This is a genomic window from Treponema primitia ZAS-2, assembly GCF_000214375.1.
Taxonomy (GTDB): Bacteria; Spirochaetota; Spirochaetia; order Treponematales; family Breznakiellaceae; genus Termitinema; species Termitinema primitia.
This window is the reverse complement of record NC_015578.1, coordinates 3,879,378-3,893,452: the sequence shown is the minus strand read 5'-3', so window position 1 is coordinate 3,893,452 and position 14,075 is coordinate 3,879,378. Positions and strand designations below refer to the sequence as shown.

Genomic DNA, 14,075 nt, shown 5'->3' with positions numbered 1-14,075 from the left:
AAACAGGGGCTGTATTCCTTGACTTAAGCGTCTCCATTTAGTACCTTAGAACTGCCCCTTAGCCAGGACCCATGCGAATGAACGCCGCCCAACCCCGCCAGGTCCGGAAGGAAGCAACGGCAAGCGGATGTTTGTTGCGCCGTGGTCAATCCTGGCGGGGGCTTTTTACTTTTTACTAAGTGTTACCGTAGATGGCCCCCACGCCGTGTTGCCTGGTATAAAACGACCCGCTCACTGGTTCGCGGGCTGTTGTTGGGCGGGGGCTTTTTACTTTTTACTAAGTGTTACCGTAGATGGCCCCCACGCCGTGTTGCCTGGTAGAAAACGACCCGCTCACTGGTTCGCGGGCTGTTGTTGGGCGGGGGCTTTTTACTTTTTACTAAGTGTTACCGGAGATGGCCCCCACGCCGTGTTGCCTGGTAGAAAACGACCCGCTCACTGGTTCGCGGGCTGTTGTTGGGCGGGGGCTTTTTACTTTTTACTAAGTGTTACCGGAGATGGCCCCCACGCCGTGTTGCCTGGTAGAAAACGACCCGCTCACTGGTTCGCGGGCTGTTGTTGGGCGGGGGCTTTTTACTTTTTACTAAGTGTTACCGGAGATGGCCCCCACGCCGTGTTGCCTGGTAGAAAACGACCCGCTCACTGGTTCGCGGGCTGTTGTTGGGCGGGGGCTTCTAATTAAGTTATAAGTGTTACCGGGGTTGGGCCCCCTTTTTTTCTGCCGCTTTTCCGGCTATACTGGCAGCATGGCTTATGAAGTAACCGCTACCAAGCGGCGTCCCAAGACTTTTGATGAATTGGCGGGCCAGGATTTTGTGGCTGCCACCCTGAAAAGCTCCATAGAAACCGGACGTATTGCCCATGCCTACCTGTTTTCCGGCCCCAGGGGCTGCGGCAAGACCAGCGCCGCCCGGATTTTGGCCCGGTCCCTGAACTGCGAAAAGGGGCCCACGGTGACGCCCTGCGGGGAATGTCCCAGTTGCCGGGAAATTACCCGGGGGGCCAGTCTGGATATCATCGAAATTGACGGGGCTTCCAATAACTCGGTCAACGATGTGCGTCAGATTAAGGATGAGGTCATCTTCCCACCCCAGGGTGGGCGGAAGAAGATCTATATTATCGATGAAGTCCACATGCTCTCCCAAAGCGCCTTTAACGCCCTCCTCAAGACCATTGAGGAGCCGCCTGAGTATATCGTCTTTATTTTTGCCACCACGGAAGTGCATAAGGTGCCGGCTACTATCAGGAGCCGTTGCCAGCAGTTCAACTTTAGGCTTATCCCTATCGAAACGATTCAGGGTATTTTGAAGGATACCTGCGCGGAGATGGGGATAGAGGCTGAGGACGAGGCCCTGTTCTGGATTGCCAAGGAGTCTACGGGCAGCCTGCGGGATGCCTATACCCTGTTTGACCAGGTGGCTTCTTTTTCCGAGGGGCATATCCGGTCCCAGCTTATCCGGGACAAGCTGGGACTGGTGGGACTGGATAAGCTCAACGCCCTGGCGGAAAGCTGCGCGGCCAACGATACTGCCGGGGCGTTCGCCCAGATTGACGAGATCCTGGACGCGGGGATTGCGATAGAACAATTCGTCATTGACCTGGCGGGGTATTACCGGAGTCTGCTGCTTTTGAAAAACGGGGTGACCAGGGAGTCCCTCCTGGGGTTCGGGCCGGACCGCTTCTCTGCCCTGGTCCAGGAAAAGCTGGATTCGCCCCGGCTTGAACAGGCTTTGTCCCTGCTGCTGGACCTTTACCGGGATATACGGTACTCGGTGTCCCCCCGGTTTGAGCTGGAGACGGCGGTTTCTAAACTCTGCTGGCTGGACCGCTGGGTGTCCCCCTTGGAACTACGGGCGGCTATTGCGGGGGCCCGGAACATTCTGGACAAGGGTGATGGGGGAGGGATAGCCGGCCCTTTAGCCGGGCCGGGGTCGGTAGCCCCGGCGGTTCAGGACAAGACCGACCTTAGCCGGCCCGGGGCCTTTGTCGAAGGTTTTAAGCGGGTTCTGGCTGCCCGGGAAGCTGCCGATGCGGCGGCTCAGGCGGAGCTTGTTGCGCGGGGAACTGCGTTGCAAGTGGCGTCGGATCGGGCGGCTGTGTCTCAGATGGGGGAACCGTCGGCCCCGGGTGCGGGACTGGCGGCGGGGGCCGGATTGTCCGGCTCTGGTCCCGGCGTTTCGGCTGAAGCCGGTGCTCTCCCCGGAGAGTCCCCCGTAGAAGCGGCTGTGCCCTGTAAGGATCTGCCGGAACTGAGGGAGGCCCTTATCAAGAGCCTGCGGCAGGATCGGGGGCTTCTTGCTTCAGGGCTGGATAAGTCCCTGCCCTGGGAGTGGGCGGGCGCTAACAGCATCGGCGACGATGGCAACGGCGCTAACACTGTTGAAACGAACGGTTCCGGCGATTCCCCCGGCGAAGGAAAGCTCCGTATCCCGGTACAGGATCCCCTGACGGCAGAGCTGATAAAGAAGGATTCTGCCCTTATCAGGCAGTTGCTGGGAAAATTGTGGGGGAAGCCCGTGTTGCCCGAAGCGGTTCAAGTCCCGGCCGGGGCCCCGGGCGGAGTGGAGCCGGAGAAGCCCTTGAGCCCCCAGGCGGAAATGGTCCGCCGTATGTTTCGGGGTACGGTGGTTAAAACAAACGGAATGGAGAAAAACGATGGACATTAATCCCTTTGACATACTGAAGAATGCCCAAAAGATCCAGGAGCAGATGGGGTCTATCCAGGGAAAACTGGGAGACATCACGGTTACCGGGTCCGCCGGGGGCGGTATGGTGGAGATTGACATGAACGGTCGCATGGAGGTCCTGGGGGTGCGTATACGCCCGGAGGCTGTTGAAGGGCAGGGTGACATGGAAATGCTCCAGGACCTGGTGGCGGCGGCCTTTGTGAGCGCCACGGACAAGATGAAGGAGGCCCTGAACCGGGAAATGGGTTCCCTGATGGGGATGAACGGTTTACAGGGTATGCCGCCGGGCTTTCCGGGCGGGTTTCCCGGCTTCGGGGCTCCGGGGGCCTCGTGAACCAGGACCGTTCCGGCGACCTGAATGCCCTGGATCGGCTGGTAGCCCTGCTCTCAAAGCTCCCCGGGGTGGGCAAAAAAAGCGCCGGCCGCATGGCCTACCATATCCTGGATACCAGCCCCGGCTATGCCAAGGATTTGGCTGAGGAACTGGCAGGGTTGCACCAGGCTATCCGGCATTGTTCGGTGTGCGGGGGCTTTACCGAGAGTGACCCTTGCCCCATTTGTTCCGATACCGGCAGGGACGGTTCCATTATCTGTGTGGTGGAGCGGGCCCAGGATGTGCGGGTCATTGAGGAATCCCGGGAATTTCACGGGCGCTTCCATGTCCTGGGGGGGCTTATCGCGCCCCTGGAAGGGGTGGGCCCGGAGGACCTTTCCATAGGCAAGCTCCTCAGCCGGGTCCGGGCCGAAGGGACCAGGGAGCTTATCCTGGCCATGAACCCCACCCTGGAAGGGGACACTACGGCCCTCTATCTGCAGAAACTCCTGAAGGATTCAGGCGCCGATGTAACCCGCTTGGCGTCCGGGCTTCCCGTGGGGGGGGACCTGGAATACGCCGACCGGCTCACCCTTTCCCGGAGCTTCCGAGGCCGGGTGAAGTTGTAGGAGTCCGGTCCTCCACAGTTGCCCCGCATCTTCCCCTTATGCTATAATTACTTATGCGTATATTAACAAAACTAAGTATCGGCAGCGTCCTTTTGGCGCTGATGGCCGGTACCGCTTCCTGTGCCCCAGGGGGCTCCTCTTCAACCAGCCCGGCTGCTCCGCGGAATTCCGCTAATGCTGCTTTGGGTGACGGGCTTTTCGCCCGGATCCATACCGGCAGGGGGGATATAGTTCTCCGCCTGGAGTATCAGAAGACTCCCATGACGGTCTGTAATTTTGTTGCCCTGGCGGAAGGAAAGATGAACGCCGCCGGGGGTAAGCCCTTTTATGACGGCCTTACCTTTCACCGGGTTATTGCGGACTTTATGATCCAGGGTGGCGACCCGGTGGGGAACGGGTCAGGCGGTCCGGGCTACCGGTTCCCCGATGAGTTTGATTCGTCCCTGAAGCATGACGGACCGGGGGTTCTTTCCATGGCAAACGCCGGGCCGGGCACCAATGGGAGCCAGTTCTTCATTACCCATGTGGCGACCCCTTGGCTGGACGGAAAGCACACGATTTTCGGCCGGGTGGTGCAAGGCCAGGATGTGGTGAACGCCATTAAGCAAGGCGACAAGATAGAATCAGTAACCATCATCCGCAACGGCCAGGCTGCCAATGACTTCAAGGCCGATCAGGCCGCCTTTGATACCCTCAGGCAGAACTCCGCTGCCGCGGAAGCCGCCAAGGCTCGGGCCGGCCGGGACGCGGACATTGCCCAGATTAAGACCAGGTACCCGGACGCGAATGTAACGCCCTCGGGTATCTACTATATTATCCAGAAAGCGGGAACCGGGGCCAAACCTGAAAAGGGTAAGACCGTCTCGGTAAACTACAAGGGGATGTTCCTGAACGGCGAGGTTTTTGACAATTCGGAGCTCCGCGGCGAACCCTTGCAGTTTCCTGTTGGGGCGGGCCGGGTTATCCAGGGCTGGGATGAGACCCTGCTGGACATGAAGCTCGGGGAAAAGCGGTTGGTGGTCATTCCTCCGGAACTGGCCTATGGTGAACGGGGCGCCGGGAACGGGGCTATTCCCGGCAACTCCTTCCTGGTTTTTGAGATGGAGCTGGTGCAGATCAGGTAAACTGAAAACCTCCTAAAGGCCGTACTGCCGGGCAAATATTGCCAACTGGGTCCGGTCCCTGAGGGATATTTTTTGCAGTATCACGGACATACGGTTTCGTACCGTGCCAATACAGAGGCGGAGATTCGCTGCGATTTCCCGGTTTTCCAGTCCCTGTCCGACATAATGGATGATCTGTAAGTCGGTCCTGGACAGATTGGGGGGAAAGGCCGCCGCGTCCGGAGTCGGGCTATTGGTTTTGGAAACCGCACCGGAAGGGTTCCGGGCAAGTCTAGAAACCATGCGGAAAACACCCGGGGTCAGCTGGGGCGCCATGAAGCAGCCCCCTGAGTTGACCATCCGTATCCCTTCGACTAATTCTTCCGGGTCCGTGTTTTTCAGGAGATACCCCGAAGCGCCATTGCAAATGGCTTTAAAAACACTTTCATCATCCTCTATTGAGGTGAAGATGATGATGCCGATCTTGGGGGAACGGCATTTCAGGATGGAGATCGCCCGTACCCCGTCTATATCGGATAAATTGATATCCAATAAAACGACATCCGGTCTGCAATGATTGGGCAAACTGAGGGCATCATAGCCGTTTTTCCCCACCCCGACGACCCTAAAGTCTTGGTGTTCCGATAAAATAAATTCTACCTTACTCCTGTCTGAATCCTGGCCATCGATAATAACGATTCTTATCATGGTAGTATTTCTGCCTTTTATAGAGTAGCCACATGGTTATATTATGAGTATTTTAGTTATATACCGCAAGAAAAAAATTTAGAAAATTATGGGGATCATGCGCCATAAGATGGCTGGTTAACCATTGGATGGGTACCTTAAGAAAATGCTACATTTCATTGACCATACGGGGATTGTGTGTTATACTCAGTTATATCCAGTTTGGAAAGTTCCGATTTCATTTCTTTGGACAAAGCCATGCAGTATTTTGAAACTCACGCCCACGTAGGGCTCATTTGTGATGACCCTATCGAGCAGCTCATTGTTATTCAGGAAGCCCGCCAGGCCTCTGTGACCCGGCTTGTTTCAATCTGCAACAGCCTTCACGATTTTGTGAAGATCTATGATAACCTTAAATCCGCCTCAAATGTTTTTCATGCCGTTGGGGTCTCCCCTTCGGAGGTGCAGAACCCCGGTAAGGACTGGGCTCAAATAATTGAGCAGAGCGTCCAGCTTCCCAGGGTTGTGGCGATAGGGGAGATCGGTCTGGACTATTACCGCAAATTCGGTGATAAAAAGTCTCAGATTGAGCTTTTTATCACCCAATTGGATATGGCGGCAAAGCTCAACCTGCCGGTGATCATTCATAACCGGGATGCTGGTAAGGATGTGCTGGACATACTCCGGGATCGGCTGCCCCCTAAGGGTGGGGTACTCCACTGCTACTCCGAGGACGCGGAATACGCCAAACGGGCCCTGGACCTGAACCTTTATTTCTCCTTTGCGGGGAATTTGACCTACCGTAATGCCCGGAACCTCCATGATACTATCGGGGTTCTGCCCCTGGATCGGATCCTCATTGAGTCCGAGAGTCCCTTCATGGTTCCCGCGGATTTCCGGGGCAAGCGGAATATGCCCAAGTACCTGCCCCTGACTGCCCGTTTCCTGGCGGATATGCTGGAAATCGGGGATGAAGAACTTTCCGCCGCGCTCTGGGAAAACTCCAACCGGTTCTTTGGGCTGCCCACTGAATAGGTGAGCCTCTATCATCCCCTTGCCATTGGCAAGCTGATAGTTCCGGGCAATCTCTTTCTCGCGCCTGTGGCGGGATACTCGGATCGGGCCTTCCGGTCGGTGTGTATCGAGCAAGGCGCCGATTTTACCTGCACCGAAATGGTTTCCTCAGAGGCTCTGACCCGGGACGGGGTGCGGACTGAGTTGCTTTTGCCCAGGGCGGAAAATGAGACCCGTTATGCCATACAGCTTTTCGGCGCCAACCCGGATGTGATGTACTCGGCGGCTCTGCTGTTGGCGCCCTGGCGTCCCGAGGCGGTGGACATCAACTGCGGCTGCCCGGTTCCAAAGATAATAAAAACCGGCTCCGGTTCCGCCCTGATGAAGAACCCGGATATCCTGGGCCGTATTGTGGAGGCGGTGGTCCGGGCTTCTCGGGAAGCCCTGGGAGGGGTCCCGGTAACGGTGAAGCTCCGCGCCGGCTGGGACGGGGCTTCCCTCAATTACCGGGAATGCGCCCGGATAGCCGTGGAGGCCGGGGCGGCTCTGGTGGGGCTCCATCCCAGGACCCGGGCCCAGGGCTATTCCGGTCAAAGCGACTGGTCCCTTATCGCCGACTTGGCCGCCTGCCTACCGGTTCCTGTGGCCGGTTCCGGGGACCTTTTTACGGCGGAGGATGCTGAGAGGATGCTGCGGGAAACGGGCTGCGCTGCGGTGATGTTTGCCCGGGGCGCCCTGGGGAACCCCTTTGTTTTTGCCGCCGCCCGTTCCCTCCTTACCACAGGTTCCTGGCAGCCCCCGGAACCCCGGGAAAGGCTGGAAACCGCCCTCAGGCAGTTGCGGCTATTAAGCCGGGATAGGGGAGAAGGATCGGCCTGTATGGAAATGCGGAAACAGTTCTGCGCCTATACCAGGGGAATCAGTGGTGGCTCCGCCCTGCGGAATCGGCTGGTACACGCCGGTACTATTGAAGAATACCGGGCAATTCTGGGTTTATAAATGACAGCTTGCGAAGCACCGCCTAAAGGGGTATACTTACCTAATTCTTTTACGGAAAGGTACGATGGGAGACGATGCGCTTTTAATCAAATCCGGGACACAGGAATTCTCAGCTATCGAACAGCTTGAAAAGCAGGTTTTCGATCTGAAGGAACTCTTTGAGATATCGAAAAGTTTGAATTCAACCCTGGATTTTACCATTCTCATTGATTCCCTGTTGCTTATTTGCATGGCCCAGCTCAAGGTACTCAAGGTGGGTCTCCTGGTCCGCAAACACCTGGATTCGGAGGAATTCAGCCTTCACCGGAATTATACGGGCTTTGAGATCGACCATACCCTTGCCTACACAATACCGGAAAAGCATGATCTGATACGGTTCTTCAATAAGCAGTATGGCTGCTACACCATAGATGAGATTCGGGACAACGGGGTTTCCCTGGAAGGGCTAGATCCTATTCTGGAACTTAACCCTTCTCTATTGATCCCCCTGCAGGCCCAGGGCCGGATAAACGGCATTATCATGATGGGGGAGCGTATAGACGAGGGTGATTTTGACAGCTACGAAAAGAAGTATATCCTCAATGTGGCGACCCTGGCTTCCATCGCCATCAATAATGCTGTGCTATTTGAGATGGCTACCACGGATATGATGACCAAACTCAAGTTGAAACACTATCTCTTTTCTGTACTGAACGAATGGCTGGACAATGCGAAGACCGGAGAATGTTTTAGCCTGCTCATGTTTGATATTGATTTTTTCAAAAAGGTCAACGATACCTACGGCCATTCCTGCGGTGATGATGTACTCAGGAACGTTGCCCAGATCATCATAGACAATACCCGGAGCTCGGATGTTGCAGCCCGGTACGGTGGGGAAGAATTTGTGGTCCTCATCTCCCATCCGGGGAAAAGTATGGCCCTGAAAATAGCCGAGCGTATCCGGAAGACCATTGAAACAACCAAATTTAAATATAAAGATGTCATCCTGGGGGTAACCATCTCCTGCGGCATTGCCTGCTATGATAAAGACCGGGATGTTTCCGGCGAAGCCATGATCGAGCGGGCGGATCAGGCCCTATACCAGTCAAAGCAAAACGGCAGAAACAGAATTACCTTATCCTAAAAGTGAGTTTTTATGAATTTGATACAACGGCCCTTCCGTTACCGTTATGATAATACCATGCTCTTTATAGTCGGCATCAATGTTTTGATTTTTGTCATGCAGATGATAAATCCCCGGATTACCTATTATCTGGCCCTGAATCCCATTCTAATCCGGAACGGATTTTACTGGCAGTTTTTAACCTACATGTTTGCCCACGGGAGCATAACCCACATCCTCTTTAACATGCTGGCCCTGTTTTTTTTCGGCGCCCAGGTGGAGCGGCGAATGGGGAGCAAAGAATTCCTTCTCTATTATCTTGTAACTGGTGTTCTGGCCGGGGTGCTGTCCTTTTGCATCTACTGGTTTACCGGGGCTTACATGGTCCAGCTCATGGGCGCTTCCGGGGCTCTTTTTGCAGTGCAGCTGGCCTATGCGACCTTTTTCCCCGATTCAATGGTCTACCTCTGGGGCATACTGCCCCTCCGGGCGCCGGTTATGGTCCTGGGCTTTACCGCCTTGGAACTTTTCTCCTCGGTATTCGGCTTCCGCAGCGGGGTGGCCCATCTGACCCATTTGGCGGGCTTTGCCTTTGGGTGGCTGTATTTTCTTGTCCGCTTTAACGCTAACCCCTGGAAGTATCTGACCCAAAAAAATAAATAAAATTTCGGGCTTTTTCTTGACAGAAGATTTTTAATATGCTATGTTTCTATACGTAGAAACAACTTATTTTTAAGGAGACCTATTATGGCAAAGAGAATCCCTACCCGCTTGTACCTTTCTGAGGACGAGATCCCCAGGAACTGGTACAACCTCCGGGCGGATATGAAGGATAAACCGGACCCCATCCTGCACCCCGGGACCCTGCAGCCCGCCACAGCGGCAGATTTGGAAGCGGTGTTTTGCAAGGAGTCAGTAAAGCAGGAATTGGACGAAACCACCCGGCTTATTCCCATCCCCGAGGGGCTTCGGGAATTTTACCAGGCCTACCGTCCCGCCCCGTTGATCCGGGCCTACTTTCTGGAAAAGGCCCTGGGAACCCCGGCGGAGATCTATTACAAGCACGAGGGCACCAACACTTCCGGCTCCCACAAGCTGAATTCCGCCGCCGCCCAGACCTATTACGCCAAGGAAGAGGGGCTCACATCCCTGACCACCGAAACCGGGGCGGGCCAATGGGGAAGCGCCATGGCCATGGCCTGCGCTTATTACGATATTAAGCTCACGGTTTATATGGTGAAGGTCAGTTCCGAGCAGAAACCCTACCGAAAAGCCCTGATCGAGACCTACGGCGCCGAGCTGATTCCCTCACCGTCAAACACCACCGAAGCGGGCAGGGGCATCTTGGCAAGGAACCCCAACACCGGCGGCTCCCTGGGCTGCGCTATTTCCGAAGCCGTGGAGACTGCGATAAAAACCGATAAGTGCCGCTATGTGCTGGGGAGTGTCATGAACCATGTGCTGCTTCACCAGTCCATCATCGGCCAGGAGGCCAAGGCCGCCCTGGACAAATACGGCATTAAGCCGGACATCATCATCGGCTGCGCAGGCGGCGGCTCCAACCTGGGGGGCCTCATTGCCCCCTTCATGGCGGATAAGATCAATGGCAAGTCCGATACCCGGTTCATAGCCGTGGAGCCCGCTTCCTGTCCCTCCTTTACCCGGGGCCGCTATGCCTACGACTTTGGGGACACTGCCAAGACCACCCCGCTTTTACGGATGTGTACCCTGGGGAACGGCTTCATCCCCTCCTCCAACCACGCCGGGGGCCTGCGCTACCACGGCATGAACCCCATCCTGTCAAAGCTCTACCAGGACGGATACCTGGAAGCCCGTTCCCAGGTGCAGACCGATGTTTTCGATGCCGCCGTGCAGTTCGCCAAAATCGAAGGCATACTTCCCGCGCCGGAATCCTCCCACGCCATTAAGGCTGCCATCGACGAAGCCCTGGAATGTAAGCGGACCGGTGAAAAGAAGGTGATCCTCTTCGGCCTTACCGGGACCGGCTACTTTGACATGACCGCCTATATGTCCTACAACGCCAAAACCATGACCGACTCGATCCCCACTGACGAGGATCTGGCGAAGGGTTTTGCAAGTTTGCCGGATATACCGCAGAATAAGTGAGGAGTTAGAAAAGAGGGGGCGCCTGTTTCCGGATCGGTTTCGGAAGCGGGCGCCTTTTTTTCAGGCCTTCCTAGAAGAACCCCGCTCCGAGGCTCTTGTTTATAATTTCCATTTTACATTTTTTCTATACTGATTTTGTATCCCAATGAATGTAATACATTGGAAAACGTCCTATAATTTATTTTTTCAGACTCTTTGCTTCTCATCTTTTGTATTATTGTTGGAGACACACCCGCTCTTTTGGCGAGCGTTCTTACAGAAATATTTTCTTCTTCCATTTTTTGTAATACAAATTCTGATACCAAAAAATCATTATATTCTTTTTCAAATATTTCCTTTTCCTTGGGATCCTTGTTAATAAATTTATCAAAGGTTGTTTCCATAATTATTTACCTCCAGGGTTTCTTGAATTATATTCATTCAAATATTTTATAGCCAAATTTTTTTCATTCGTTGGCATTTTTTGAGTTTTTTTCCAAAAGGCGTTTGTAACAATTATTTTCTTTTCCGTTGTAAAAAAGGATAAATATCTATCTGGCTGTGGTTTAAAGGCATATATTTTATCTCCTTCATAGGTAAATTTTGTTTTGTTATATATTTTTCCAAAATCCCCAATTTTTTTTACCAAAATTAAAAACTTTCTTTTTTGCTCTTGTGTAGTTGATAAAAAATAATCATAAGCCTGACTATTACCTTTTTGATCATAATACCACTCAATGGAATAAAAGGGCTCTATATATATTGTACAGTTATCCTTATCCATGATCTATATGTATCATATTTATGATACATTGTCAATAGCCGGCTTAATTTATTCCCCCCTGTTCCGATAATGGGGATATGTTACGGTTCTGCGCTCTGGGCCTGCTGCTTTTTAGTATCCCCCTCTTTGTACTTCCCGCCCAGGAAGTACTCCGGGGGCAGGTCTGGGTTGAACTGGAGCCCATGCCCGGACAATTTATTGAGGATCCCGCCCCTCCTGATGCGGAAGCCCTGCGCCGCCGGGCCCTGGAGGAGGCGTCCCTGTTTTTTTCCGCCATGGTATACGGCTGGGCTTTTCATTATGACATAGGCGAACAGGCCCGGAACATCCCAGAGCAGTTGGAATTGGAACCCCAGGGAGTCATCCCATGGGGAGACCCGGGGCTTTTCGCTACCGATACCGAAGTCCGGGATAACCGGCTCTATATGTGGGCCGACTTCCGTCCCAGCGCCGCCCAGCGCCGTCGATTAAGCACCTGGACCTCGGGCATGTACCGGAGTGCCCAGGCTGTAGGCCACGGCCCCCTGGGCGGCCCGGTACTGTTAGCCGACTGGGTCACCATCAAGCAGGCCGCCCTGGAAGACGCCGCCCGGGCCGCTATCCGCACCATGCTCCGGGGCAGCGAACGGCAGCGCCCAAAAGCCGCTGAGGGCTTCATCAGCCTGGCGGAGTTCCCTGTTTTTTGGAGGGACGCCGGTCAGTGGGCCGCCTCGGGCAGGTTCCGGGTAAAGGTCGAAGAGGTCATTCCCTTCGCGGCGTATTAGCGCACTGCCCCTTAAACCCAATTTTCCACGGTAAGGTCCGGAATATAAAACAAGCCTCGCAAACCCTTCTCAAACCCCCCTGAACTTGTTATTCTGATTCCGGCGTTATCGCTATAATTATCCCGCGCTGGAGTTTTTATGGGTATCGATATTCAGAGTACGGTAAAGAATTTGCACCCCCTGGAAGTGCGGATCATCCTCTTTTATAAGAAGGGCGATGAACTTTCAGTGGAAAAGGTTGAAAAGGACCTGGATTTTAAGCCCGGAAACGGCAATCAGGCACTGTCCTGGCTTACGGGCAAGGGCATTGTCAGCGAAATCCGCCGGGAAACCAGTATTTTTTATGAATTAACCGATTTGGGCCGCCAGTGGAAGGAAAAGGGGACCCCGGAAGAGCGGATCATTGAGCTGATTCGGATTAAACAGGGGCTGCGGCTGCCTGAGATTGCCCAAACCCTGGGGCTTGACAATAAGGACGTGGGGAGCGCCTTTGGGGCGCTGTCCAAGCTGGGGGTTCTAGCCCTGGATGGCGAAAAGCGGGTGATAGTCGCCTTGCCCCCGGACCAGTTGGTCAATGGCCGGCCCGCCGGCAACGCCCCGCAGCCCGGCACGGCGCACTCCCACGGCGCGGCCTCAGGGGATCAGCCCACTGAAGGCATTGCCGGGCACTTCGCCCTTGTCCGGGGCCTGCTGAACAAAGCCGCCTCCGCCGAAGGCGGCCTCCTGGCGGAGGCTGATCTGTCCCCCGCCGAAAAAGCCGCCATGGGGGGTATCGCCAAAAAGCGGGGCGCTGCGGATGCGCCCTTCCGCCAGGCGGACCGGGAAACCGTGATCTACGGCTTTGCCACGGATACTGATGGCGCCGTGGCGGCGGAGCAGCTTGCAGCGGCCCTGAAAGCGACGGGGATCACGGGGGACGAAATCGGGACCCTTACCCCGGAGATGCTGGAAACCGGTTCATGGAAGGGCAAGGCTTTTCGTTCCTACAACGTGAAGGTTCCTCCCACCCGGCTCATCCCCGGGCGGACCAATCCCTACGCAAAATTTTTGGAAGATGTGAAGGATAAACTTTCCTCCCTGGGCTTTGAGGAATTCGACGGCCCCCTGGTGGAAACCGAATTCTGGAATTCCGACGCCCTGTTCATGCCCCAGTTCCACTCCGCCCGGGACATCCACGATGTCTACCATGTTGCAGAAACCCCGGACCCCTCAAGGCCCGCAAGCCCCGAAGGCTTCGCCCATACCAAGTCCATTGAGGAGCCCTGGCTTTCCAATGTTGCTGCGGCCCATGAAAACGGCGGCGCCACGGGCAGCCGGGGCTGGAGCTATAACTTTGATCGGGAGTTTACCAAGCGGCTTATACTCCGCAGCCAGGGTACGGTGCTTTCCGCCAAAACCCTGCCCAAGGCCAAGATTCCTGGCAAGTACTTTGGTATAGTGCGCTGCTTCCGTTACGACCAGGTGGACGCCACCCACCTTTCGGACTTCTACCAGACCGAAGGCATAGTCCTGGGCGAGGATGTGAACCTGAAAACCCTGCTGGGCATGCTGGACATGTTTGCCCGTGAAGTAGCCGGCGCCAAGGAAGTGAAATACGTCCCCGGCTATTTCCCCTTTACCGAGCCTTCCGTGGAGGTGCACATCAAGCATCCGGTCCTGGGCTGGTTTGAGCTGGGCGGTTCCGGCATCTTCCGGCCCGAAGTAACTGCCAGCCTTGGGGTGGATGTGCCCGTAGCCGCCTGGGGCATAGGCATAGACCGCATGGCCCTGATGGCCCTGGGGCTCAACGATCTGCGGGAATTGTTCAGCTATGATATTGAAAATGTCAGGCTGCGGCGGACCAAAGAAGGGGCGGTATAAACTTTAAAGAAGAATTAACACTGCAAA

At 55.1% G+C, this 14,075-nt stretch carries 14 protein-coding genes and 1 other RNA gene; 12 read left to right on the top strand and 3 right to left on the bottom strand.

The features are described from left to right. Positions 1–60: 60 nt before the first annotated feature. The 5 genes from ffs (at position 61) to TREPR_RS16900 (ending at position 4,753) form a co-directional block, all read left to right on the top strand. Positions 61–160: signal recognition particle sRNA small type (gene ffs, locus TREPR_RS18285), an RNA gene on the top strand. Between the two features lie 586 nt (positions 161–746). After that, positions 747–2,666: a DNA polymerase III subunit gamma/tau gene (dnaX, locus tag TREPR_RS16915; RefSeq protein ID WP_041611811.1), complete on the top strand. Its 1,920-nt coding sequence runs from the start codon at positions 747–749 to the stop codon at positions 2,664–2,666. Beyond that, positions 2,656–3,021 carry a YbaB/EbfC family nucleoid-associated protein gene (locus TREPR_RS16910; RefSeq protein ID WP_015709567.1) on the top strand — a complete coding sequence of 122 codons (366 nt, stop codon included), beginning with the start codon at positions 2,656–2,658 and terminating at the stop codon, positions 3,019–3,021. Before dnaX ends, TREPR_RS16910 begins: the two co-directional genes overlap by 11 nt. 20 nt (positions 3,022–3,041) lie before the next feature. Further along, positions 3,042–3,629: a recombination mediator RecR gene (recR, locus tag TREPR_RS16905; RefSeq protein WP_041611809.1), complete on the top strand. Its 588-nt coding sequence runs from the start codon at positions 3,042–3,044 to the stop codon at positions 3,627–3,629. Positions 3,630–3,682: 53 nt separating this feature from the next. After that, positions 3,683–4,753, top strand: coding sequence for a peptidylprolyl isomerase (locus TREPR_RS16900; RefSeq protein ID WP_015709565.1), 1,071 nt, complete (start codon positions 3,683–3,685; stop codon positions 4,751–4,753). Positions 4,754–4,765: 12 nt separating this feature from the next. Here TREPR_RS16900 and TREPR_RS16895 read toward each other — a convergent pair whose 3' ends face one another. After that, positions 4,766–5,440, bottom strand: a complete 675-nt coding sequence (locus TREPR_RS16895; RefSeq protein ID WP_015709564.1) for a response regulator — start codon at positions 5,438–5,440, stop codon at positions 4,766–4,768. A 237-nt stretch (positions 5,441–5,677) separates the two neighbouring features. Here TREPR_RS16895 and TREPR_RS16890 point away from each other — a divergent pair, with 237 nt between their 5' ends. The 5 genes from TREPR_RS16890 to TREPR_RS16870 all read left to right on the top strand — a co-directional run bounded on the left by TREPR_RS16890 (position 5,678) and on the right by TREPR_RS16870 (position 10,661). After that, positions 5,678–6,454 (top strand): TatD family hydrolase, encoded by a 777-nt coding sequence (locus TREPR_RS16890; RefSeq protein WP_041611808.1) that lies wholly within the window; start codon positions 5,678–5,680, stop codon positions 6,452–6,454. Beyond that, positions 6,455–7,432 (top strand): tRNA dihydrouridine synthase DusB, encoded by a 978-nt coding sequence (dusB, locus tag TREPR_RS16885; RefSeq protein WP_015709562.1) that lies wholly within the window; start codon positions 6,455–6,457, stop codon positions 7,430–7,432. A gap of 64 nt (positions 7,433–7,496) precedes the next feature. Then, on the top strand, positions 7,497–8,555 hold the full coding sequence (gene dgcA, locus TREPR_RS16880; RefSeq protein WP_015709561.1) for a diguanylate cyclase DgcA: 1,059 nt from the start codon (positions 7,497–7,499) through the stop codon (positions 8,553–8,555). A gap of 12 nt (positions 8,556–8,567) precedes the next feature. Further along, positions 8,568–9,197, top strand: a complete 630-nt coding sequence (locus tag TREPR_RS16875) for a rhomboid family intramembrane serine protease (protein ID WP_015709560.1) — start codon at positions 8,568–8,570, stop codon at positions 9,195–9,197. 84 nt (positions 9,198–9,281) lie between these two features. Next, the gene (locus TREPR_RS16870; protein WP_015709559.1) at positions 9,282–10,661 is read left to right on the top strand and encodes a TrpB-like pyridoxal phosphate-dependent enzyme; all 1,380 of its coding nucleotides are present in this window, start codon (positions 9,282–9,284) and stop codon (positions 10,659–10,661) included. Positions 10,662–10,774: 113 nt separating this feature from the next. Here the strand turns inward: TREPR_RS16870 and TREPR_RS16865 are convergent, their stop codons facing one another. Both TREPR_RS16865 and TREPR_RS16860 read right to left on the bottom strand, forming a co-directional pair. Continuing rightward, complete coding sequence (locus tag TREPR_RS16865) at positions 10,775–11,044, bottom strand: hypothetical protein (protein ID WP_015709558.1); 270 nt, start codon at positions 11,042–11,044, stop codon at positions 10,775–10,777. A gap of 2 nt (positions 11,045–11,046) precedes the next feature. Then, on the bottom strand, positions 11,047–11,424 hold the full coding sequence (locus TREPR_RS16860; protein ID WP_015709557.1) for a type II toxin-antitoxin system RelE/ParE family toxin: 378 nt from the start codon (positions 11,422–11,424) through the stop codon (positions 11,047–11,049). Between the two features lie 77 nt (positions 11,425–11,501). On the opposite strand from TREPR_RS16860, the gene TREPR_RS16855 reads away from it, so the two are divergent. After that, the gene (locus tag TREPR_RS16855; protein WP_015709556.1) at positions 11,502–12,188 is read left to right on the top strand and encodes a hypothetical protein; all 687 of its coding nucleotides are present in this window, start codon (positions 11,502–11,504) and stop codon (positions 12,186–12,188) included. A 144-nt stretch (positions 12,189–12,332) separates the two neighbouring features. Next, complete coding sequence (gene pheS, locus TREPR_RS16850; protein WP_041611806.1) at positions 12,333–14,048, top strand: phenylalanine--tRNA ligase subunit alpha; 1,716 nt, start codon at positions 12,333–12,335, stop codon at positions 14,046–14,048. Positions 14,049–14,075: the final 27 nt, after the last annotated feature.